This is a genomic window from Streptomyces sp. NPDC006012, assembly GCF_042871185.1.
Lineage (GTDB): Bacteria > Actinomycetota > Actinomycetes > Streptomycetales > Streptomycetaceae > Streptomyces.
The window spans coordinates 49,490-71,256 of sequence record NZ_JBIAIE010000019.1; the positions used below are offsets into that span (position 1 = coordinate 49,490).

Genomic DNA, 21,767 nt, shown 5'->3' on the forward strand with positions numbered 1-21,767 from the left:
AACCCTAAGGGGTCCCCCGCAGCACCCGCGCGGGGTCACCCCCGATCCGTCGTCACCGGCACATGCTGCGTGCGGGGCGCCCCGGACGCGCCGCCGGCCGGGGAAGTCCCGTTCGGAGAAGGACCGTTGTGCGACTGGCCGTTCTGGTTCATGGAGGCCAGCAGCTGGCGGGCCAGGCCCAGCCCGGTGCCGCCCATGGTGAGCGCCTTCGCGAACATGTCCGCCATGCCGTCGGCGCCGTTGAGCAACACCATGTTGTCCACGTTGCCGAAGGCCGACGCGCCCGCCCGGACGATCTCCGGCCAGTTCTCGGCGAGTTGCTGGGCCACGACGGCCTCCTGGTTCTCGGCGAGGGCCGCCGCCCGCGCCTTGATGGCCTCGGCCTCCGCGAGCCCCTTGGCCCGGGTCGCCTCGGCGTCCGCCAGGCCCTTCGCCTGCGCCGCGGCGGCCTCGGCCTCACCCGTCGCCCGGGTCGCCGCCGCACCGGCCGAGCCCCGGTTCTTGGTCGCCTCGGCCTCCGCGCTCGCGGCCGTCTTCACCCGGGTCGCCTCGGCCGCCGCCGCCAGTTCCGTCTCCTTCGCCTTGGCCTGCGCCGCCGAGATCCGGGCGTCCCGCTCGGCCTCGGCCAGGGTGCGCTTCTCGTACGCCTGGGCGTCGGCGGGCTTGCGCACGTCCGCCTGGAGCTGCTGTTCGCGCCGGTTCGCCTCCAACTCGGCCACCCGGGTCTCCTGGACGACGACCTCCTGCCGGGCGCCCGCTTCGGCGAGCGGACCGGCCTGCCGGGCCTTCGCCGCCGCCTTGTCCCGCTCGGCCTGGTAACCGGCCTGAAGTATCTCGCTGTCCCGGGTGGCCTCCGCCATCCGCGCGAACGACTGCTGCTCCGCCTCGGTGGCGAGCCGGTTCGCCTCCGCCTGTGCGATGCGCGCGTCCCGCTGTACGGCCGCCGCGTGCGGCGCGGCCAGATTCTGGATGTAGCCGCTCGGGTCCTCGATCTCGTGGATCTGCAGCGAGTCGACGATCAGCCCCAGTTTCTCCATCTCCGTACCGCAGGCCGCCCGGGTCTGCCCGGTGAGCTTCTCCCGGTCGCGGATCATGTCCTCGACGGTCAGGCCGCCCACGATGGAGCGCAGATGGCCGGCGAAGACGTGGTGCACCCGATCGGACATCTGCCACTGCTGGTCCAGGAAGCGCCGGGCCGCGTTGGCGATCGACACGAAGTCGTCGCCGATCTTGAAGATGACCACGCCCTGCACCTTGAGCGGGATGCCCTGGTGGGTCACGCAGTCCACGTGCAGCTCGGTCTCGTTCAGATCGAGGGAGAGCTTGCGCACCGCCTGGACGCCGGGCAGCACCAGTGTGCCGCGCCCGGTGACGATACGGAAACCCATGCCCTCCTCAAGGCCCTCGGTGCGGTGTTTGGAACCGGAGATGACGAGCGCCTCGTTCGGCTCCGCGACCCGCCACATCAACTTGAGCAGTGCGATCAACGCGAGAACGGCGACGGCGACCGCCCCCGCTCCAATGCCGACGGACATCGGCCTGCGCCCCCCTTGCCTGGGTGCCTGTTCGGCACCGGACGAAGGGAGTGTGCGCTCGGCGCAGCCGCCGGTGAAGGCGTCGGCGGATCCTTGCCCCAATTTTGACGTACCCCGCCTTCACCTGGGGCGGAGCATGCTCAACTGTCGTACGCGGCCGTGACGTACACCGTTCTCGGCGGCAGGTACTCCACCACCATCACCACCGTGCCCGGCTCGATCCGGCCCGTTCCGGTCGCGGCGTGGGCGAGGAAGTGCTCCGCGCCGCCGCGCACCCGCACGATCACCTCGCCGACCAGCCCCGGTCCGACCGTCCCGGTGACCCGCCCCACGAGCCCGACCATCGACGCATCGCCCATGGCCACAGGCTACGGCCAAGGGCCGTCGAACGGCCGGGTATTGCCCGGTCCGATGCTCAGGCACCCGGGTCGGCGGGGCTGCCGGAGCGGTGTGCTTCCGCACCCGCACGGGCCCGCTGACGGTGATGCTTTTGCGCCGTCAGACCGATTCGTCGGGGACGGCGGCGGTCTGGGGCCGTGGCGACGCGGTTCTGGGCCAGGGGCGGCTGGTGAAGCGCTCGATGTCCGAGTTGAACTGCCGCAGGTCGGCGATGAACCGCAGCCGGCGCTCCGGGGGCCAGCCTGCGACGACCTGGGTGAGACCGTCGACGATGGTCTCCCGCTGTACGGTGAGCCGCCGCCCCCCTTCTGCGGTGATGCGGTACTTGCGGGCCATCCCGCCGTCCGGATCGGGCGTCCGCTCGACCAGCCCCTGACGCAGCAGGGCCGAGGTCTGCCGGGTGAACGTCGATGCGGCCAGTCCGAATGCCTCGACGAAGTCCGGCACGGACATCGGCCCCTGCACCTCCAGTCGGCTGAGCAGGACGTACGCGCTGCGATCCAGCTCGTCGCCGCCGCGCACCCCGCGGGAGGTCATCTCCCGGTGGCGCGTCAGGATCAGCAGCTCCAGCTCGATGCGTTCCCCCGCCTCACGCGCATCCACTCCGGTACCCCTCCGTCCCCCGTGACCGTGTGCTCTCCCGCTGGTGACTGTGCGCTTCACCTTACGGTGAAAACACGCCAATGGACGAGAAGTGCATCATGCACACTTGATGCAGGATGCACAATGTGAATAGCGTCCTGCCTGTGACCGCGTCCGCGTCTGTCCGCCGCGCCCTCACTCTGAATCACCCCCACCCCGAATCTCCAGCCCCCACTAGGAGAAGCAGATGCGACCCAAAGACCAGACCCTGCGCCTGCCCCTGCCCAGCGACAGCCCCCTGGAGCCGCCCGCCGAGTGGGAGCGGCTCCGCCGGCAGTGCCCGGTGGCCACCGTCGAACTCCCCAGCGGCGACGAGGCTGCCCTCCTGACCCGCTACGACCACGTCAAGTCGGTCCTCGCCGACACCCGCTTCACCCGCCCCAAGGCCGGCGAGGGCGCCGCCCGGATCGCTCCCGAGGGCGCGGGCGGCCCCGCCGCCGACGGCGAGGGCGCGCTGACCCTGCCGGACCGGGGCGAGCCGCACCTGCGGTGGCGGCGCCAGGTGGGCAAGTACTTCACCGCCAAGCGCATGACGGCGCTGCGCCCCGGCATGGTGCGCACCGCCGGACAACTGGTGGACGACATGCTCGCGCAGGGCCGGCCCGGCGACCTCAGGGCCAGTCTCGGTTTCCCGCTGCCCGTCTACGTGATCTGCGACATCCTGGGCGTTCCCGCCGAGGACCGGGAGCGCTTCTCCCACTGGTCCGACGCCTTCCTGAACGTCACCCGCCTCACCGGCGAGCAGGCGAGGGCGGAGCACGACGAGTTCGCCGCGTACATGGCGGCGCACATCGAGGCGACCCGGAAACGGCCCGGCGACGACCTGATCAGCATGCTGGTCAAGGGGAGCGAGTCGGAGGGCCAGGGGCTGACCGGCGAGGAACTCGTCGCCACCGGCATGGGCCTGCTGGTGGCCGGGCACGAGACCACCGCGAACATGATCGGCAAGATGGTCTGCCTGCTGCTCGCCGACCGCAGCCGGTGGGAGCGGCTGGTGGCCGATCCCGGCCTGGTGCGCACCGCGGTGGAGGAGTCGCTCCGCTTCGACGTCAACGTCGGTTTCGGCATGCGGCGTTACCTCACCGAGGACATCGAGATCGACGGCGAACTGCTGCCCGGCGGAACCACCGTCGTGTGCAGCATGGCCGCCGCCAACCGCGACGAACGGACCTTCGCCGAAGCGGATCGCATGGACCTCACCCGGTCCCCGAACCCGCATCTGACGTTCGGCGCCGGACCGCACTCCTGTCTGGGCCAGGCCCTGGCCCGCACGGAACTCCAGGTCGCCCTGGAGGTTCTGCTGCACAAGGTGCCCACGCTCCGCCTGGACGTGCCCGCCGAGGAACTGCCGCGCATCGAGGGTCTTCTCGTGGCCGGACCGAGCACGGTTCCCGTGAGCTGGTGACGGGATCGCACCCGGAAGGAAAGGACCGTCCAGTGAAGATCACTGTGGATCAGGACCGTTGCTGCGGTGCCGGCCAGTGCGTGCTGACCGTGCCGGAGGTGTTCGACCAGCGTGACGAGGACGGCGTCGTCGTGCTGCTCGACCCGGAACCCGCACCGGAGCTGCACGCGGCCGTGCGGGAGGCCGCGGCCGTCTGCCCGGCGGCTGCCATCACGGTGGCCGAGGAGACTCCTGCCTGAGTCGCGCGGCACCTTCGCCCGCGGCACCGGCTGACAGAGGAGGGACCAGGCCCAGCCGCGCACCGGGCGGGATTCCGGCACTCGCCGGGATCCCGGCCACCGGCTGGGCCGTCCGCTCACGTTCCGAACCGCTCACGCTGAGATCCGTCCACGCTCAGATCCGTCCGGGTCACGAACTCCCGGGCCACGAACCCGGCCGTGGACCCCGCCCACCCGCAGACCCGGTATCGGGACCGGCCACCCACCGCCGTATGCATCCATCCTCCACGCGGGTCCCTCACGCACGGGCCCGCGCCCTTCACCCCGAACCCCGCCCCCGAACCTGGTCGCACGGCACCCCCGGCCGCATGGCGCCCCCGCAGCACCGGGCACTGCCTGCACGGCCCGTCACGCGTCCGTCCAACCCTGTCCGACCGAACCGCCGCGTGACCGTCTCCCTCACACCGACCGCCCCTCCCGACCGACACCCAGCAGCCCCGCCCGAAAGGAACCAGAACGCACATGCCCGCCCCCCGCACCGAGTCGTCGCCGCCCGCCTCCCACCCGCACGACCCGGACCCGTCCCTGGAACCGGACCTGGACCTGGACGCCCTGCGGGCGAAGTACCGGGCGGAACGCGACCGTCGGATCCGCCCCGAGGGAAACGCCCAGTACCGGCGCCCGACCGACGAGTTCGCGTCCTTCGACGAAGACCCGCACGCCGACGCGGAGTTCACCCGGGAGCCCAGGCACGACCAGGTGGACGTGCTTGTCGTGGGCGGCGGGTTCGGCGGACTGCTGGCCGGCGCGCGGCTGCGTCAGGCCGGCGTGGACTCGATCCGGATCGTCGAGAAGGGCGCGGACTTCGGCGGCACCTGGTACTGGAACCGCTACCCGGGCATCCACTGCGACATCGAGTCGTACATCTACCTGCCCCTGCTGGAGGAAGTGGGCCACGTCCCGGCGTGGAAGTACGCGCCGGGGGAGGAGATCCGGCAGCACGCACGGGCCGTCGCCCGCCGCTTCGGCCTCTACGACGACGTCTGCTTCCAGACCGTGGTGACCGAACTGCGCTGGGACGAGGGCACCTGCGAGTGGCTCGTCCGCACCGACCGCGGGGACCGGATCAGGGCCCGGTACGTGGTGGTCGCCACCGGCACACTCAGCCAGGTCAAACTGCCCGGCATACCCGGTCTTGAGACCTTCCGGGGACATACGTTCCACACCAGTCGCTGGGACTACGCCTACACCGGCGGCGACGCGAACGGCGGACTCGACAGGCTGGCCGGCAAGCGGGTGGCCCTCATCGGCACCGGCGCCACCGCCGTCCAGGTCGTGCCGCACCTCGGGGCCGACGCCGGGCACCTGTACGTCTTCCAGCGCACCCCGTCCTCCGTCGACGTACGCGGCAACCGGCCCACCGATCCCGAGTGGGCCGCCGCCCTGGAGTCCGGCTGGCAGCGGCGCCGCCGGGACAACTTCCTCCAGGTCGTCACCGGCATCCGGGCGGCCGAGGACCTGGTGGACGACGCCTGGACCTCCAGCGCCCGGCTCCAGGAGAAGATGATCCCGACCAACAGCTACGCGCAGGTCCCGCCCGAGGAACGCGAACGGGCCTACGAGATCGCCGACTTCCAGAAGATGGACGAGCTGCGCGCCCGGGTGGACGCCGTCGTCACGGACCCGGCGACGGCCGCGAAGCTCAAACCCTGGTACCGGTACATGTGCAAGCGGCCCACGTTCAGCGACACGTATCTGCAGACCTTCAACCGGCCGAACGTCACCCTCGTCGACACCGCCGACACCCATGGCGTCGAGCGGATCACCGAGCACGCCGTAGAGGTGGGCGGGACGTCGTACGAGGTGGACTGCATCGTCTTCGGCACCGGTTTCGAGGTCGGTGTCTCCGGGCTGCTGTCCGGCCGGCTGCCCGCGTACGGCCGGGGCGGTGTCGGGCTGCGGGAGGCGTGGCGGGACGGGCCGCGGACCCTGCACGGGTTCTACAGCCACGGCTTCCCCAACCTGTTCCAGCTCGGACCGCTGCAGAACGCCGCCGCGGTCAACTACGTCCACGTCCTCGACGAGCAGGCCGTCCACGTGGCCGAAGTCGTCGCGCAGGCCCGGGAACGGCGGGCCCGGTACGTCGAACCGGCCGCCGAGGCCGAGGCCGCCTGGGTGGCCACGATCCGGGAGAAGGCCGCGGACCTGGCCGCCTTCCGCGCCGAGTGCACCCCCGGCTACTACAACAACGAGGGCAAGCCGCACGCGGCCGGCCAGCAGTACGGGGACGGACCGGTCGCCTTCCACGCACTGCTGCGGAGCTGGCGTGCCGACGGCGGGGTGCGTGACGTCCTGGTCGATGCGGAGTGAACGCCGGCGACCGCTCCGCGGCGGCCGGGTCCGGCCGCCCCAGCCGGTTCGACGAGACGGGCCTTGCCCGCACCACGAGCGCACGGTGGGCGGCCCGGCGGCTCAACCCGCCCAACCGGCTGTGGGGTTCGAACGGCGTGGCGTTCGGGCCGGACGGCCGCCTGTACGTCGCCCAGTTCCTCGCCGGGCAGATCAGCGCCGTGGACCCGGCCACCGGAGACGTCGAAACGGTCGTACCGATGGACGGGCCGGTGCAGTCGCCCGACGACCTCGCCTTCGGCGCGGACGGTTCGATGTACGTCGCCGACCTGGTCCCCGGAAGGGTGTGGCGGCGCGACCCGCGGGGCACGTACACGCTGGTCCGGTCCGACGTGGTCAACCCCAACGGCATCACGTGCATCGGCGACCGCCTGTTCGTGAACGAGATGAAGCCCGACGGCCGGCTGCTGGAACTCTTCCCGGACGGCCGCGACCCGGTGGTGCTCACCCGGGGCCTGGCGCTCGGCAACGCGATGCAGCTCGGTCCCGACGGCTACCTCTACTACCCGCACATGATGAGCGGCGCCGACCCTGTGAACACCGGACAGGTCTGGCGGATCCCGCCGGACGGCGGCAGTCCCGAACTGGTCGCGGACGACGTGCTCCAGCCGGTCGCGGTCCGCTTCGACCGCGGCGGGGTGCTGCACGTCCTCTCCCGCGGTCCGGAGGGCATCGTCACCCGGATCGACCTCCACGGGAGCGGCGCCCGCACGCTGGTCACCAGCGGGCTGACCGGCCTGGACAACGCCGCGTTCGACGCGGAGAACCGGATGTTCGTCTCCAGCTACGCCAGCGGCGGCGTCACGGAACTGCACCCCGACGGCCGGACCCGTCAGGTCGTGCCCACCGGACTCGACGGCCCTTACGGCGTCACGATCGACCTCGGCGGCACGGTGTACGCGGCCGATCACTACCGGATTGCGAGTCCGGCACCCGACGACGGAGGTGATCCGGGCGGGCCGTCGGCCGGTGCCGGGACCGCCGGGCCTGCACCGGCCCTGACCGGGTCCGGGCCGACCGGGGTGACCACCCGGATCCTCCTGCCGTTCGCCCACGGCATCGCCGCCGACGGCAGGCTGCTGCACTCCACCTCGCAGTACGGCGAGGTTCGCACGCAGGACACCGGGACGGGCGCCACCCGGGTGCGGGCCACGGGCCTGCGGCGGCCCCTCGGCATCACCGTGGGACCGGACGGCGCGCTCGTCGTGGCCGAGGCGGACGCCGGCCGCATCGTGTCGATCGACGGCCGCGACACGCTCACCGTGCGGGCCGAGGGGCTCGCCGGTCCGGTGGACGTCGCCTTCGACGGGCAGGGGCACTGCTACGTGAGCGACGACCGGCTGGGCGCGGTGCTCCGCATCGACGACGACGGGTCGGCGGCCGTCGTAGCGGACGGCCTCGGGACCCCCGAGGGGCTGGCCGTGCTGGGCGGCGAACTGTTCACGGTGGAGCGCACGCACCGCAGGCTGCTGGCGATCTCCCCCGTCACCGGCGAGTGGCGGGTGGACGCCGAGAACCTGCCGGTGGGCCCGCCGCCCGGAGTGGTGCCCCGCGCCGAGCCCGCACTGTTCGCCGGCGGCATGCCGGGCTTACCCCGCAGCTTCGCGGGTCTCGCCGTCACCCCCGACGGCTGTCTGCTGCTCGCGGCCGACGGCGAGGGCACGGTCCTGCGGCTGGCGGCGGCCCGTCCCGCCGTCTGACGGCCCGGCCGGTCCCCTCCCCCCCTCGGGGCCGGCCGGACCAGGTCAGGCGCAGTACCGCAGGTCTGCCCAGACCACCGTGCCCTGGGTCCGGGTGGACCGGTCGGCTCCCCAGTCCGCGGAGAGCTGGTGCACCAGCAGCAGCCCCCGTCCGCCCTCGTCACGGGGGCCGGGGTGGCGTCCGGTCGGACGGCTCGTGGTGTGGTCGTCGTCGTGCACCTCGATGTGCAGGCTCTCGTTGCCGGCCAGGGAAAGACCGCACAGGAAGCGCCTGCTGCCCGTGTGTATGACGGCGTTGGTGGCCAGTTCGGAGACGAGCAGCACGGCGTCGCAGCACAGGTCGCCGGGCACCCGCCACGAGCACAGCCGCTCGCGCACGGTGTCACGCGCAGCTTTCACGCTGGTGCGCAGCGCAGGCAGGCCGAACCAGTGTTCCTGGTACGGGGGAGCGGCAACCGGGCGGTGGATGGTGGGGGTCGTGTGGGGGGTCACGGAGTTCGCCTTCCAAGGGGAACGGGCGCGGGGCGGAGCCGACAGCAACGGGAAAGCCCGTGGGGGAGGGGCGCGTTCAGGGGATGACCCGTAGTCCTAGCGCCGGGTGGCGGCGCTAACTCCCGTTCGAATGACGGCAGATGGCGGCGCACCACGGCTGCGGCGAGTTTGCTCACACGGTCAACTATGCTCGGCACTCACTTCATACTGCAACCGTCTCTCTGATAATTTCAGCAAGTAGGTATCGGTCTGGCTTTCTCCACAAGTGACTGTCAGACTCACATGGGTGACAGTCCATCAGGAGGTAGTGGCGTGAGCGAAGGCAGATCCGGCTCCGGCGCCAGCGCACCCACGGTCCTGCGTATGATCCTCGGCCGCAGGCTCCAGGACATGCGGCAAGCCGCCGGAGCCTCGTTGGAGGACGCGGCCAAGGCGCTGCGCGTCACGTCACTGACGATCCGGCGGCTGGAGAAGGCCGAAGTCGCCCTGAAACCGCTCTACGTAGAGAAGCTGCTGGAGACCTACGGGGCGGGCACCCAGGAGATCGACGAGTTCGTCGCCCTGGCCGAGCGGGCCAACGAGCCCGGCTGGTGGAGCGCCTACCGTGACGTGCTGCCCAACTGGTTCACGGCGTACGTGAGTCTGGAGACCGGTGCCAAGACCCTGCGCACCTACGAACCCCATTACGTCACCGGCCTGCTCCAGACGCACGTCTACGCGCGTGAAGTGCTGCGCGGAGGTTTCCCCAACGGCAGCGAGGAGGAGCTGGAGCGCCGCGTGGACCTGCGGTTGCGTCGGCAGAGCCTGCTGGCGACGCCGGACGCTCCCACCCTCTGGGTGGTCATGGAGGAAGCCGTACTGCACCGGGCGGTGGGCGGTCCACAGGTGATGCGCGAGCAGATCGACCGGCTCCTGGAAGTCTCGGAACTCGGGCATGTCAGCATCGACATCGTGCCCTTCTCCGCCGGTGCACACGTCGGTGCGTGCGCCCCCTTCACCTACTTCCGGTTCGAGGAACCGGAACTGCCGGACATCGTCTACACCGAGATCCTTTCCGGCTCGATGTATCTGGACCAGCGCGAAGACGTGGTCTCCCACCTGGAGGCGCACACCCGCATGTCGCTGCTGACCTCGTCCGAGGACAGCAAGGTGCTCTTGAACCGCATGCGCAAGGAGTACTCATGACCACCCCCACAACCACCCCCACCACCCACGTCAACAGAATTGTCTACAACGGGATGCCGGCCTCGGAGCTGGGCGAGCAGGGTTGGGAGCGCCCGTGGAGCGGGCCCAACGGCGGTCAATGCGTGGAGACGAAGCAACTGGCGGACGGCCGGGTTGCCGTCCGCCAGTCGACCGACCCGGCCGGACCGGCGCTGATCTATACGCCTGAGGAGATCAGCGCCTTCGTCCGCGGGGTCAAACAAGGCATGGCCGATCACCTCACGGTCGGCTGAACCGGCCTGCCGGTACACCGACGCACACTCCGAAAGGGACAGCATGACCAACACCCACGCGGGCCGGGACCTCGACACCAGCAGGCCGCACTCGGCCCGCATGTACGACTACTACCTCGGCGGCAAGGACCATTTCTCGGTCGACAAGAAGGCCGCCGCAACCGTCGCGGAACTCTTCCCCGGAGTCTTCGCGTGCGCCGGGGAGAACCGGAAGTTCATGCACCGGGCCACCCGGATCCTCGCCAAGGAGCACGGCATCCGGCAGTGGCTCGACATCGGCACGGGCATCCCCACGGAGCCCAACCTGCACCAGGTCGCCCAGTCCGTGGCTCCCGATGCCAGGGTGGTCTATGCCGACAACGACCCGCTCGTCCTCAAGTACGCCGAGCGTCTGATGCGCAGCACCCCGCAGGGCCGCACCGCGTACGTCGAGGCGGACGCCACTGACCCGAAGTCCCTGCTCGCAGCCGTGGAAGCGGCCGAGGTGCTGGACTTCGACAAGCCGATCGCCCTGTCGCTGAACGCGCTGATGCACTTCGTCATCGACGAGATGGACCCGTACGGCATAGTGGCCCGCTACCTCGACGCCGTCCCCTCCGGGAGCGTGCTGGCCCTGAGCCAGGTCACGTCCGATTACGCCCCCGACGCCTGGGCGAAGGTCGTCGACCTGTACGTCAAGTCGGGGACCCCGGCGCAGACGCGCTCCAAGGAGGAAGTCGTTCGCTTCTTCGACGGTCTCGACCTGATGGAGCCGGGCATCGTGCTCGCCCACCGCTGGCGGCGGTCCGCCGACGAGGCCGCGACCGCCGCCGAGGAGCCCACGGACGCCGAGGTCAGCATGTTGGTGGGCGTGGGCATCAAGCCGTAGCCGGGCACTGCGGAAGTGCCAGGGCGTCGTCGCCGGATCCGGGGCCGGGTGGCTCGGCGGGCCGTTGTCGATGGACCGCGTTACTGTGCGGCCAAGCGACCACCGACCCGTGTGCAGGAGGTTCTCATGGCCTCGCGCCTCAACCCATACCTCAGTTTCAGCGGCGACGCCCGGCAGGCGATGGAGTTCTACCGGGACGTCTTCGGCGGCACCCTGACCGTCAGCACGTACGGCGAATCCGGGGAGCCGGACGCCCCGGGCGCCGACCGGATCATGCATGCCCTGCTGGAGACCCCGAGCGGTTTCACCCTGATGGGAGCCGACGCGCCGGCCGGGCTCGAACACACTCAGGGCAACAATTTCTCGGTGAGTCTGAGCGGCGACGACGACACCGAGTTGCGCGGCTACTGGGAGAAGCTGTCCGCAGACGGCATCGTGTCCCTGCCGCTGGAAACGCAGGCGTGGGGCGACGAGTTCGGCATGTGCACGGACCGCTTCGGCGTCCCTTGGATGATCGACATCGCGCCGCGGAGGGGCTGACCCGCCCGTGGCGCGGCCGTAGTGCGGGCCCGTACGGCGGGTCCGTTCGGCGCGCGCGAGCGGACCAGAGCTGCTGTACTGCTCGGGGGTGCACTCGTTCGCGGAGAGACACATGAGTAGCTACAAAGTCGCGCAGGTGCCCACCAGAGGCGGACCGTTCGAGACCACCGAGCGGGAGACACCACAGCCGGGCCCCGGACACGTCCGGATCGCTGTGGAAGCCTGCGGAGTCTGCCGCAGCGACGCGAGCTTTGTGAACGCCGATGTGCCCGGTGTCCGGTTCCCGGTGGTTCCCGGACACGAGATCGCCGGGCGCATCGAGGCCCTGGGCGAGGGCGCGGCGGACATGGGCTGGCAGCTGGGCGATCGCGTCGCGGTGGGCTGGTTCGGCGGCAGCTGCGGTCACTGCACGCCCTGCCGGCAGGGCGACTTCATCGTGTGCGAGAACCTGAAGGTCCCCGGGTGGGCCTACGACGGAGGCTTCGCCGAGCAGGTGATCGCTCCGGTCGACGCCCTGGCCAGGATTCCCGCCGGGCTCGCCGCGAGCGACGCCGGGCCGATGGCCTGCGCCGGCGTGACCACGTTCAACGGGCTGCGGCGCAGCTCCGCCCGGTCCGGTGACACGGTCGCCGTGCTCGGCCTCGGCGGCCTCGGCCACCTGGCGGTGAAGTACGCCGTCGCCATGGGCTTCGAGACCGTGGCCATCGCCCGCGGTCCCGAGAAGGCCGACCTGGCCAAGCAACTCGGCGCCCACCACTACGTCGACAGCACGTCCAGCACGCCCGTCGCCGACGCACTCCGCTCGCTCGGCGGGGCCAAGGCCGTGCTCGCCACCGCCGCGAATTCCGCCGCCATCACCGAGACCGTGAACGGGCTCACGCCCCGTGGCGAGCTGGTGGTCATCGGAGTGGCGGACGAACCGATCGGGATCGCCCCGGCCGAGCTGCTGATGCCCGGCCGGGTGGTCCGCGGCCATCCCTCGGGCACCGCGCAGGACGTGATGGACACCATGGCCTTCAGCATGCTGCACGGCATCCGTCCGATGACCGAGATCGTGCCGCTGGACCAGGCCGGCGAGGCGTACCAGAAGATGCTCTCCGGCGGAGCGCGCTTCCGGATGGTGCTCACCACGTCCTGACACCCCACCGCCCACCGGAGCACGGCCCCGACCTCCCCCGCCCCGGGATCGCCCCGGGAGGGTCCGGGGCCGTCGCCCGTCGCCCGTCGCCCGTCGTCCGTCGGCTGCCGGGTCCTGCGGCGGGCCGGGCCGGATCCGGCGGGGTGTCCGCGGTCGGCGATGCGGTGTTCCCGCCCGGTGGCCTTCCGCCCGGTGGCCTTCCGGCGGCGGGCACCCGGGGGTGGCCGTGGGCGGCCGGGCGGCGTCAGCCCGTGAGGTCCGACCCGGCGGTGGACCGTGCGTCGTTCCCGGGGCTCCGCTGTGTGGCATCGCGTTCGCCCGCACCGCGCATCTCACGCCACTCCGGCCGCAGCGCGGTCAGATTCGTGGTGAGGAAGTAGGCGGCCCCGCCCACGAGCAGCACCGGCACCAGCCCGGCGGAGGTCACCGCCGCCCCGGCGATCAGCCCGCCGAGCGGAATGCCCGCCCAGGCCAGTGCGTCGCCGAGCGCGTTCACCCGGCCCAGCAGACGACGCGGCACCCGTTCGAGGAGGACGGCCCCCAGCACCGGGTTGATGAAGCCCGAGCCGAACCCACTGACGGCGAACACGGCCAGCACCGCACCCAGGGGCGCACCCGAGGCGAGGACCAGGAACCTCGGTGCCCCGGCCAGCAGGAATCCGATGAAGAACACCGCGCGGCGCGGCAGCCGGGGCGCGGCCAGCGCGGCGATCAGGCTCCCCGCGACCGCCGCCACCCCCGAGACACTGCCCAGCAGGCCGATCGCGCCGGCCCCGCCACCGGACTCCTTGGCCCAGACCGGCAGCAGCACCGAGCTGAACCCGGCGTCCAGCAGATTGGTGATGCCGACCATGACCACGACGGTGAGCATCAGCGGCTCGCCGCGCAGGAAGGCCAGGCCCTCGCCGAACCGTCGCCAGTAGCCCGTTTCCGCCGCCCCGGCCCGCGACGGGACCTCCTCGGCCGTCCGGCCCAGGCCACGGGGTAACAACAGCCGCACGATCAGCGAACCCAGCGCGAAGGAGCCCGCGTTGACCATGAGCCCCGGCAACGGGCCGACCAGGGCCACCAGGGCGCCACCGGCGGCCGGGCCGGCGGTGGCCGCCAGTCGTTCCGTCACGCCCGTCAGACCCGTGGCCCGCTCCAGCGGGATCCCGCCGCGCTCGGCCGCCTCCGGCACCATGACCTCCTTGGCCAGGTCACCGGGCCCGCGGGCCGCGCCGATCACCGCTACCAGGGCCAGCAGCAGCGGATAGGACAGCAGGTCGGCGGCGTACAGGAGGGGGACCGCGGCGGCGGCGCAGGCGCTGACCAGATCGGTGGTCCAGGAGACGGCCCGCGGGCCCGCCCGGTCGACCAGCGGCCCGGTGAACGCCTTGACCAGCACGTACGGGGTCATCTCGAAGAAGGCGACCAGCCCGGTCCGGGTGGCGCTGCCGGTCGTGACGAGCACGAACCAGGGCAGGGCCACGGCGGACACCCGGGTTCCGGTCAGGGATACGGCCATCGCCGCCAGCACCCCGCCGAACGGTCGTAACGAGCGCTGTGCCGACGTTCTGCCGCCCCCCGACCCGCCGCCCGTCACGGTGCCAGGTCCTCGGCGAAGGCGGGGGTGTCCAGCTCGGGCAGGATCTGGACGATGACACCGACCCGCGCCGCGCCCTCGGCGGCTCGCGCGTCGGACTCCGGTGCGTCGCCGGCGTAGCGGGCGATCACCGCCCACAACTCCTCCCGCAGCGCGACGGCTTCGTCGGGCGTCAGCCGCAGCGCCCGGTCGCTCAGGTCGAAGGCGCTCCGCCACGGACGGGGCATCGTCTCCAGCTCGTTGAATGTCTGCTGGGTGCGCAGGGTGTACGCCGCGGCGACGGACTGCAGATAGGACAGCGCGGCCTCCGGTTCCCGTTCCACCAGGTCCAGGACGCTCATCTCGGTCATCTGGTGCACCGAACGCCACCAGCGGTCACGGGCGTTGCCGCGTTCCGTGTCCTCCTCGACGAATCCGGCCGCGCCGAGCTGGCGCAGGTGATAGCTGGCCGTCCCGGAGTTCACGCCCAGCCGTTCGGCGAGGCGGGTGGCCGTCGAAGGGCCGTACCTCCGCAGCAGCCCGATCAACCGCAGTCGCACCGGGTGGGCCAGAGCGCGCAGGCCCCTGGCGTCCAGAACGACCGAATCCGCCGTGGCGGGCGAGTCGTCCGGTCCTTTCTCCGTGTCCGTCATACCGGCACTCTAGACCGCAAAGAGTTCTTCGCAAAGAGTTCTTCGCGAAGAACTCTTTGTAAAGAGCTGTCAGGGAACGGTAGTTCGCAACGATCGGTTCGTCCCAGGGGCGTTCCCGGGGCCGCTCGGTCACCAGCCGGTCAGCAGCAGGTGGTTGACGAGGAGCGCAAGCAACGCCTGGGTGGTGAGCCGGACTCGCGGGCGGTCCAGGGACGCGCAGCATGCGAGCAGCCACATCGCGAAGGGCAGCCAGATGCGTTCCGTCTCGGCCTTGCTCATCCCGGACAGGTCGGCGGCCAGCAGCGGGAGCAGGGCGGCGGCCAGGAGCAGCGCGAGGCGGGCGGCGGCCGGGCCACCGGTACGGTCCGGCCCGGATGAGCCGTCCGGGCCGCCGGTGCCGTCCGGCCGGGACAGGGCCGCGCCGCGCTGCCGGGCGAGCGCCGATCCGGCCCGTGCGAGACCCGCCGCGGTGGCCAGGCCCGTGATGATCACCGTGCCGGCGAGATCGGCCCACACCCAGTAGCCGTACGGGCGGATGCCGCCCACGCCCTGGTAGTAGCGGGTGACCAGCAGGTGGTACGCCTCCCAACAGCCGAAGCCGGCGAGCGTGAACGCCAGCGGTGTCACGGCCAGCCCGGCGGCCAGCGGGGCGAGCAGAACGGACCGCTCGCGTATCCGGCGCCGGCTCAGCATCAGCACCGCCGCCCCGATCACCGCGAACAGCGTGAGTCCGTACGAGAGATAGCAGGTCAGGCCGAACAGCAGCCCGGAGCCCGCCGCCTCCGGCGAACCGCGCGTGACGGCCAGGGCGAGGAGCGCCACGGCCCGGGCGGCGACGGCCGCGAAGTACGCTTCGGCGGGCCGGCCGGCCCCGCGCGGCGAGCGCCGCCACCAGCCGTCCCGGCCCGCACCCCACGTCGAGCACCGCGCCCTCGCAGCGCTCCAGCACCGCGAGGTCGACCGCGTCGGCCGCGGCGCACCAGCGCTCCACCTCCAGCGGGAGCAGCCAGCCGTCGCCGCGCCGCAGGAACAGCGGGCCGCGGCCGGTGCGCAGCGCGTCCGCGTAGGGATCGCCCGCGTCCCACGGCGCCGCGGCGACCGAGGCGGCGGCGCCGGGTACGGCGGTCATCGGCCGACGCCCGTGCCGAGCCGGGCGAGCCGCGCGGCGAACCGGCCGCGCGGGGCCGCCGCGGCGACCGCGCGGGCGTCGGCCGCGGTGTCCACGTCGCGCAGCCGGGGCAGATCGCGCACCCGCAGGCCGGCGGCGACCAGCCGGGCCCGCTGGACCGCACCCGTCTCGGCCGTCGACATGGGGACGCCCCGCAGCAACTCGGGGACCGGGACCGCCAGTCCCAGTGCCCAGAAGCCGCCGTCCTCGGCCGGCCCGAAGTAGGCGTCGCAGTCGGCGAAGTCCACCGTGAGCAGCGCCGGTGTCACCTGCGGGGTGTCCATGCCGATGAGCAGGGCGGGTCCGCCGCAGCCGGCGAAGGCGTCCGCCAGCCGCTCGTCCAGGCCGCCTCCGCCCTGCGGTACGACGTCGAAGCCGGGTGGCAGCCAGGGGCCGGGTGAGCCCTCCAGGACGAGGACCCGGCGGGCGGCCGGCGCGTCCGCCACGGCCGCCAGCGTGTCGGCGAGCGCGGCCTCGGCGAGCTCGGCCGCCTGCCGGGGCGTGAACGGCGGGGTGAGGCGGGTCTTCACCCGGCCTGGACGGGGTTCCTTGGCGATGACGAGCAGGGTGGGCGCCGAGGCGGTCATCGGGGCCTGCCACCTCCCGCCGCGGGCACCGCAGGCGCGGCCAGCACCTGGCGCATGTCGCGGACTGTGTGCCAGGTGCCGCGCCAGGTGCCGGTGACCTTCGAGGCGCCGGTGCGCGGCAGATAGGGGACGTCGTACTCGGTGACGTGCCAGCCCGCGTCGGCCGCCCGCACCACCATCTCCAGCGGGTAGCCGCTGCGCCGGTCGGTGAGGCCGAGGGCGAGCAGCGGCTCGCGGCGGGCGGCCCGCAGCGGGCCGAGGTCGTGCAGGCGCAGCCCGGTGCGGCGGCGCAGCAGCCGGGCGAGCGCGAGATTGCCCGCGCGGGCATGGGCCGGCCAGGCGCCCCGGCCGCGCGGCCGGCGCCGGCCGAGCACCAGGTCGGCCCGGCCCGCGCGGACCTCGTGCACGAACGGCACCAGCAGCGCGGGGTCGAGGGAGCCGTCGCAGTCGCAGAAGCACACGACGTCGGCGGTGGCGGACAGCAGCCCGGCGTGGCAGGCCGAGCCGAAGCCGCGGCGCCGCTCGTGCACGACGGTCGCACCGAGGCCGCGGGCGACGTCCGCCGAGCCGTCGGTGGAGCCGTTGTCGACGACGAGTGCGCGCCAGCCGGCCGGGATCCGGCCGATCACCCAGGGCAGGGCCGCGGCCTCGTCCAGGCAGGGGAGGACCACATCGACCGCCGGGGTCGTGGGAGAGATCGTCACGGCACTCACCCTACGAGTACGAAAAGGGCATATCGGGCTTGTGTTCCTTGCGAAACACGGACGTCGTACCCGCCGCCGGGCCGGGAGGCGACGTGTGCACAGGCCCGGTGCGAGGCTGGACGCCGGCAGCAGCCGCACGAGCCCGAGGCCACCCGGGCACCCGGGCAGCCGCGCCCCGGCAGCGCCCGGGTTCTGGTCGTCGAGGACGACGCCACCGTCGCCGAGGTCGTCACCGGATACCTGGACCGCGCCGGGCACGCCGTGGACCGGGCCGAGGACGGACCGTCGGTGCCGGCCCGGGCGGCAGCGTACTGACCGGACCTGGTCGTCCTGGACCTGATGCTGCCCGGCAGGGACGGCCTGGAGGTGCGCCGCCGGCTGCGCGGCCGGGCGCCCGTGCCGGTCATCATGCTCACCGCGCGCGGCGACGAGGACGATCGGATTCTGGGCCTGGAGGTCGGCGCCGACGACTACGTCACCAGACCCTTCAGTCCCCGCGAACCCGTGCTGCGCGTGGAGTCGGTGCTCCGCCGTACCCGGCCCCGCGCCGGCCTGTGCCCGCTCGCCCCGGCGGGCCTCGCCCTCGCCCCGGCGGCCCGGCCGTTGCGCCGGCGCCGCGCCGCCGGGCCACGGGCCGCCCGGGCGAGGGTGCACAACGGCACCGGTTGAAGCCCGCACTCCGGCCGTCGCCGGGCCGCACGAGCAGCCGTGACTCCTTTCCTGGTTCAGGTCTGTCGGCGGGGTGTTCGTGGCGGCGTACGCCACCGCCGCGCCGGTCCGCCGTGACCGCCGGCGGGCCCCCGATCGTGGGTGACCGGCGTCGCCGGGTTATGCTGCTGCTCCGCTGAGCCCCTCGTGGGCCCAGCACGGCGGTGGGGCTCGCCGTACCCGAACCGCGGCATCGGTGCCGCCAACAGTCCCTGCTTGCAACGGTGTGCGCCCGCGTGCGCGGGCCCCGGCGAGTAGGGAGACACGGCACATGACGGCTGAGGAAGCCAAGGCGGCGGAGCGGTTCCCGCGGTTCTGCGCCGGACCGCGCACCCCCGTCCCACGACGGAGCGGACCGCGGCAGGCACCCGTCGTGGCGCTGGTGGCGTTCGGCGGCGGGATCGGCGCGGCGGCACGGTACGGCGCCACCTTGCTGTGGCCGGCCACGCCGGACGTCTTTCCGTGGACGGTCCTGTGGATCAACACGGCGGGCTGCGCGGTGATCGGCGCGTTCATGGTGGTGATCAGCGAGGTGTGGACGGCCCATCGGCTGGTGCGGCCGTTCTTCGGTACGGGGGTGCTCGGCGGCTTCACGACCTTCTCGACGTACGCCGTGGACGTCCAGCGGCTGATCGCCGACGGCCGCGCGTCGACCGCGCTGGCTTATCTGGCGGCCACCCCGGTCGCGGCGCTCACGGCGGTCTGGCTCGCATCGACGGCGACCCGTCGTGTCCTCGGTCCGGGACGGGGGCGGCGATGACGGGCGAAACCATGAACTGGCTGCTGGTCGTGGCCGGCGGAATGGCCGGCGCCCCCTTGCGCTTTCTCGGCGACCGGGCCGTGCAGCGGCGGCATGGCACCGCCTTCCCCTGGGGCACGTTCGCCGTGAACGTCGTCGGCTGTCTGGTCCTGGGCGTGCTGACCGGCGCGGTCATGGCCGGAGCCGCCTCGGACCAGGTGCAACTGGCGCTCGGTACCGGCCTGTGCGGGGCGCTGACGACGTACTCGACCTTCTCGTACGAGACACTGCGTCTGGCCCACGACGGGGCGCGGTTTTTCGCCGCGGCCAATGTGGTCGCGAGCGTGCTGGCGGGCCTGGGGGCGGCGTCCGCCGGGGTCGCCTGTGCCGGGGCGCTGTGGGGGTGAGGTCCGAGGCGGGCCGTCACGGGTGGCGGTCCCGCTCGGGAGGGAGCGCGGTGCGCGGGGCCTCGCCGGGCCAGACCAGCAGGAGGGGGCACGGGGCGTGGTCGACGACGAACCGGGTGGCCGGCCCCAGGCTCCGCGGGCCGATGCGCGCCGGGTCGCCGTCCCGGGCGCAGACCAGCAGGTCGGCGTCCCTGGCCACGGCGACGACCTCCCGCTCGACCCGCCCGCCGCGCTCCACGAACGTGCAGGGACGCGCCAGCCGTTCGGCGGCGGCCCGCAGCAGATCCCCGGCGGAGGCCGCCGCCAGCCGCTCCAGACTGGTGCCCGGGTCGCGCCCGGGGTGCCCGCGGCCGAGCAGCCCGGCGAACGCGCCGTGCGCGGTCTCGGCGAGCGCGTCGTCACGGACGTACAGCAGCGCGATCTCCTCGCCGGGGGCGGTCCGGGCGCGTGCCGCGTCGACGCAGGCGGGCCACGTGCCCTCGACGATCCAGACGATGACACTCATCGGCGGCTCCGGCGGCGGTCCGTGGCGGTATGCGGTCAGGTTCCCACGATGTGCAGCATCCCCCACAGGGCCAGGGTGGAGGCAAGCAGCGTGGCCGGGACCGTCACCAGGCCGAGCCGGGTGAAGGAACCCAGTTCGGCCCTGGTGTCGTGGGCATGCAGGATGCGCCGCCACAGCAGGGTGGCGAGCGAGCCCACATACGTGAGGTTCGGGCCGAGGTTGACGCCGAGCAGCACCGCGAGGACCGGCCCGGGACCGCCCGACTGCACGAGCGGCAGCAGCGCCAGCACCGCGGGCAGGTTGTTGATCACGTTGGCGAGCAGCGCCGCCACGCACGCCACCGCGAGGAGCGCGGGCAGCGAGTTCCCAGCGGGCAGCAGCCGGCCGAGCCCGGCGTCCAGGCCGTGGTCGACGACGGCCTTCACCACGATGCCCAGGGCGAGCACGAACAGGCAGAACAGCGGGGCCGCCGCGGTGGCCAGCTCGCGCGGCCCGGTCCGGCGCTGCCACAGCGCCCGCCCGCCGAGCACCAGCACCCCGGCGAGCGCCGCCCACGCGGGTGCGAGGCCCGCGAACGACGTGACCACGAAGCCGCCCAGCGTCAGGGCCACCACGACCAGCGTGAAGACCGGCACACCCGGGCCCTTCTCCGGCGTCGCGCCCGGCGCCGGGGCCACGGCCAGGTCGGCGCGGAAGAAGCCGCGGAAGACGGCGTACTCGACCGCCACCGCGGCCAGCCAGGGCAGCGCCATCAGTGCCGCGAACCGGGTGAAGGACAGCCCGCTGGCCGCGAACGCCAGCAGGTTCGTCAGGTTCGACACCGGCAGCAACAGGGAGGCGGAGTTGGCCAGATGCGCGGTGGCGTACACATGCGGACGGGCCCGTGCGCCGACCCGGGCGGCGGTGGCGAACACCACGGGCGTGAGCAGGACGACGGTCGCGTCCAGGCTGAGTACGGCCGTGATCGAGGCGGCCACCACGAACACCCCGGCCAGCATCCGCCGCGGGCTGCCGCGGCACCAGCGGGCGACGGTGGCGCCGGCCGCCTCGAACAGGCCCTCGTCCGCGCAGAGTTGGGCGAGCACGAGGATCAGCGCCAGAAAGACGACCACGGGCAGCAGCGCACGGGTCTGCTCCCAGGCGTCCTCGGCGGACACGGCGCCCACCGCCACCGCGACGGCCGCCGCGGGGACGGCGGCGGTCGCCTCCGGCAGTCCCCGGGGCCGTACGACGGCGAAGGCCAGCACGCCCAGCAGCAGGACCACCGAGACGGTCTCGGTGACGACGGTGGTGGTACTCAGTTGTGTTTCCTCCCGCGGCAGGGCGCCGGCCGGCACGCCCATGAGCTGTACCGCTCAAGGGTCGCACCCCGGAGCGGCGCCGTCCGCCGGGCCCCCGCCCGGGTCCGCGGCCCGGCGGGGCCCCGCCGCGCTACGGACGCGGCCAGGGCCGGCCCGCGATGCGTTCGATGCCCGAGTTGAAGCGTTTGAGATAGGCGGCGAAGGCGGCGATGTCCTCCGTCGGCCAGTCCGACATGACCTCGTCCAGACCGCGCACCATGCCCTCGCGCTCCTCGTCCAGCAGTCGCGCCCCCTTCTCGCTGATGCGGAACTTGCGTGCCATGCCCCCGGCCGGATCGGGGATGCGGTCCACGAGGCCGGCGCGCATGGCCGCGGCGGTCTGCCGGTTGAGCGTGGAGGCGTCGAGCCCGAAGGCGTCGCTCAACTCCCCGATCGACATCGGTCCCTGGACCCGGATACGGCTGAGCAGGATATAGGCGCTGCGCTCCATGACGCTGTCCTTGCGCCGGCCGCCCATCTGGTTCATGAACGTGTAGCGGCTGAGCAGCATCTGCTCGTACTCGACCTCGTACGTCGGCCTGACCATGTGACTTGAGCCTCCTGTTGCGTGGGGCCGTTGCGCTGTATG

The 21,767-nt window shown here is 72.7% G+C and carries 22 protein-coding genes and 3 pseudogenes; 12 read left to right on the plus strand and 13 right to left on the minus strand.

The window, feature by feature from the left end; genetic code table 11:
- Nucleotides 1-35 precede the first annotated feature (35 nt).
- The 3 genes from ACFYPJ_RS27395 to ACFYPJ_RS27405 form a co-directional block, all read right to left on the minus strand.
- Nucleotides 36-1,535, minus strand: coding sequence for a flotillin family protein (locus tag ACFYPJ_RS27395; RefSeq protein WP_389022455.1), 1,500 nt, complete (start codon nucleotides 1,533-1,535; stop codon nucleotides 36-38).
- Nucleotides 1,536-1,675: 140 nt separating this feature from the next.
- The gene (locus ACFYPJ_RS27400) at nucleotides 1,676-1,894 is read right to left on the minus strand and encodes a hypothetical protein (protein ID WP_389022458.1); all 219 of its coding nucleotides are present in this window, start codon (nucleotides 1,892-1,894) and stop codon (nucleotides 1,676-1,678) included.
- Between the two features lie 139 nt (nucleotides 1,895-2,033).
- On the minus strand, nucleotides 2,034-2,537 hold the full coding sequence (locus ACFYPJ_RS27405; RefSeq protein WP_389022461.1) for a MarR family winged helix-turn-helix transcriptional regulator: 504 nt from the start codon (nucleotides 2,535-2,537) through the stop codon (nucleotides 2,034-2,036).
- Between the two features lie 226 nt (nucleotides 2,538-2,763).
- On the opposite strand from ACFYPJ_RS27405, the gene ACFYPJ_RS27410 reads away from it, so the two are divergent.
- The 4 genes from ACFYPJ_RS27410 (at nucleotide 2,764) to ACFYPJ_RS27425 (ending at nucleotide 8,308) form a co-directional block, all read left to right on the plus strand.
- Nucleotides 2,764-3,981, plus strand: a complete 1,218-nt coding sequence (locus ACFYPJ_RS27410) for a cytochrome P450 (protein ID WP_389022464.1) — start codon at nucleotides 2,764-2,766, stop codon at nucleotides 3,979-3,981.
- A 32-nt stretch (nucleotides 3,982-4,013) separates the two neighbouring features.
- Entirely contained in the window at nucleotides 4,014-4,220 is a 207-nt protein-coding gene (locus ACFYPJ_RS27415; protein WP_389022466.1) for a ferredoxin, read from the plus strand.
- Nucleotides 4,221-4,721: 501 nt separating this feature from the next.
- Nucleotides 4,722-6,569, plus strand: coding sequence for a flavin-containing monooxygenase (locus tag ACFYPJ_RS27420; RefSeq protein WP_389022469.1), 1,848 nt, complete (start codon nucleotides 4,722-4,724; stop codon nucleotides 6,567-6,569).
- Nucleotides 6,566-8,308 carry a hypothetical protein gene (locus ACFYPJ_RS27425; protein WP_389022472.1) on the plus strand — a complete coding sequence of 581 codons (1,743 nt, stop codon included), beginning with the start codon at nucleotides 6,566-6,568 and terminating at the stop codon, nucleotides 8,306-8,308. Before ACFYPJ_RS27420 ends, ACFYPJ_RS27425 begins: the two co-directional genes overlap by 4 nt.
- A gap of 45 nt (nucleotides 8,309-8,353) precedes the next feature.
- On the opposite strand, the gene ACFYPJ_RS27430 is transcribed toward ACFYPJ_RS27425, so the two are convergent.
- The gene (locus tag ACFYPJ_RS27430; protein ID WP_389022474.1) at nucleotides 8,354-8,800 is read right to left on the minus strand and encodes an ATP-binding protein; all 447 of its coding nucleotides are present in this window, start codon (nucleotides 8,798-8,800) and stop codon (nucleotides 8,354-8,356) included.
- Between the two features lie 312 nt (nucleotides 8,801-9,112).
- Here ACFYPJ_RS27430 and ACFYPJ_RS27435 point away from each other — a divergent pair, with 312 nt between their 5' ends.
- The 5 genes from ACFYPJ_RS27435 to ACFYPJ_RS27455 all read left to right on the plus strand — a co-directional run bounded on the left by ACFYPJ_RS27435 (nucleotide 9,113) and on the right by ACFYPJ_RS27455 (nucleotide 12,803).
- Nucleotides 9,113-9,985: a helix-turn-helix domain-containing protein gene (locus ACFYPJ_RS27435; protein WP_389022477.1), complete on the plus strand. Its 873-nt coding sequence runs from the start codon at nucleotides 9,113-9,115 to the stop codon at nucleotides 9,983-9,985.
- Nucleotides 9,982-10,257 carry a DUF397 domain-containing protein gene (locus ACFYPJ_RS27440; protein WP_389022480.1) on the plus strand — a complete coding sequence of 92 codons (276 nt, stop codon included), beginning with the start codon at nucleotides 9,982-9,984 and terminating at the stop codon, nucleotides 10,255-10,257. Before ACFYPJ_RS27435 ends, ACFYPJ_RS27440 begins: the two co-directional genes overlap by 4 nt.
- Before the next feature lie 43 nt (nucleotides 10,258-10,300).
- On the plus strand, nucleotides 10,301-11,125 hold the full coding sequence (locus tag ACFYPJ_RS27445; protein WP_389022483.1) for an SAM-dependent methyltransferase: 825 nt from the start codon (nucleotides 10,301-10,303) through the stop codon (nucleotides 11,123-11,125).
- A 126-nt stretch (nucleotides 11,126-11,251) separates the two neighbouring features.
- A complete protein-coding gene (locus ACFYPJ_RS27450) occupies nucleotides 11,252-11,665 on the plus strand; it encodes a VOC family protein (RefSeq protein WP_389022486.1) in 414 nt (137 codons plus the stop codon).
- A gap of 112 nt (nucleotides 11,666-11,777) precedes the next feature.
- Nucleotides 11,778-12,803 carry an alcohol dehydrogenase catalytic domain-containing protein gene (locus ACFYPJ_RS27455; RefSeq protein WP_389022489.1) on the plus strand — a complete coding sequence of 342 codons (1,026 nt, stop codon included), beginning with the start codon at nucleotides 11,778-11,780 and terminating at the stop codon, nucleotides 12,801-12,803.
- Nucleotides 12,804-13,047: 244 nt separating this feature from the next.
- On the opposite strand, the gene ACFYPJ_RS27460 is transcribed toward ACFYPJ_RS27455, so the two are convergent.
- From ACFYPJ_RS27460 to ACFYPJ_RS27485, 6 genes and pseudogenes are all read right to left on the minus strand, one after another.
- Nucleotides 13,048-14,310, minus strand: coding sequence for an MFS transporter (locus tag ACFYPJ_RS27460; protein ID WP_389022492.1), 1,263 nt, complete (start codon nucleotides 14,308-14,310; stop codon nucleotides 13,048-13,050).
- A gap of 74 nt (nucleotides 14,311-14,384) precedes the next feature.
- Entirely contained in the window at nucleotides 14,385-15,020 is a 636-nt protein-coding gene (locus tag ACFYPJ_RS27465) for a helix-turn-helix domain-containing protein (RefSeq protein WP_389022495.1), read from the minus strand.
- A 129-nt stretch (nucleotides 15,021-15,149) separates the two neighbouring features.
- A pseudogene (locus ACFYPJ_RS27470) lies at nucleotides 15,150-15,887 on the minus strand (hypothetical protein); the annotation flags it as partial.
- Nucleotides 15,883-16,074, minus strand: a pseudogene (locus tag ACFYPJ_RS27475) (SAM-dependent methyltransferase); the annotation flags it as partial. The pseudogenes ACFYPJ_RS27470 and ACFYPJ_RS27475, both read right to left, overlap by 5 nt.
- A 71-nt stretch (nucleotides 16,075-16,145) precedes the next feature.
- Nucleotides 16,146-16,775, minus strand: a complete 630-nt coding sequence (locus ACFYPJ_RS27480; RefSeq protein ID WP_389022498.1) for a DUF2064 domain-containing protein — start codon at nucleotides 16,773-16,775, stop codon at nucleotides 16,146-16,148.
- The gene (locus tag ACFYPJ_RS27485; protein WP_389022501.1) at nucleotides 16,772-17,488 is read right to left on the minus strand and encodes a glycosyltransferase family 2 protein; all 717 of its coding nucleotides are present in this window, start codon (nucleotides 17,486-17,488) and stop codon (nucleotides 16,772-16,774) included. Before ACFYPJ_RS27485 ends, ACFYPJ_RS27480 begins: the two co-directional genes overlap by 4 nt.
- Before the next feature lie 183 nt (nucleotides 17,489-17,671).
- Here ACFYPJ_RS27485 and ACFYPJ_RS27490 point away from each other — a divergent pair.
- From ACFYPJ_RS27490 to crcB, 3 genes and pseudogenes are all read left to right on the plus strand, one after another.
- Nucleotides 17,672-18,079, plus strand: a pseudogene (locus ACFYPJ_RS27490) (response regulator); the annotation flags it as partial.
- Between the two features lie 379 nt (nucleotides 18,080-18,458).
- Nucleotides 18,459-18,947, plus strand: coding sequence for a fluoride efflux transporter FluC (locus ACFYPJ_RS27495; protein WP_389022504.1), 489 nt, complete (start codon nucleotides 18,459-18,461; stop codon nucleotides 18,945-18,947).
- An 11-nt stretch (nucleotides 18,948-18,958) separates the two neighbouring features.
- A complete protein-coding gene (gene crcB / locus ACFYPJ_RS27500; RefSeq protein WP_389022728.1) occupies nucleotides 18,959-19,333 on the plus strand; it encodes a fluoride efflux transporter CrcB in 375 nt (124 codons plus the stop codon).
- A 16-nt stretch (nucleotides 19,334-19,349) separates the two neighbouring features.
- On the opposite strand, the gene ACFYPJ_RS27505 is transcribed toward crcB, so the two are convergent.
- The 3 genes from ACFYPJ_RS27505 to ACFYPJ_RS27515 form a co-directional block, all read right to left on the minus strand.
- Entirely contained in the window at nucleotides 19,350-19,838 is a 489-nt protein-coding gene (locus tag ACFYPJ_RS27505; protein WP_389022506.1) for a universal stress protein, read from the minus strand.
- Between the two features lie 35 nt (nucleotides 19,839-19,873).
- Entirely contained in the window at nucleotides 19,874-21,181 is a 1,308-nt protein-coding gene (locus ACFYPJ_RS27510; RefSeq protein WP_389022509.1) for an SLC13 family permease, read from the minus strand.
- 88 nt (nucleotides 21,182-21,269) lie between these two features.
- A complete protein-coding gene (locus tag ACFYPJ_RS27515) occupies nucleotides 21,270-21,725 on the minus strand; it encodes a MarR family winged helix-turn-helix transcriptional regulator (RefSeq protein WP_389022512.1) in 456 nt (151 codons plus the stop codon).
- Nucleotides 21,726-21,767 lie beyond the last annotated feature (42 nt).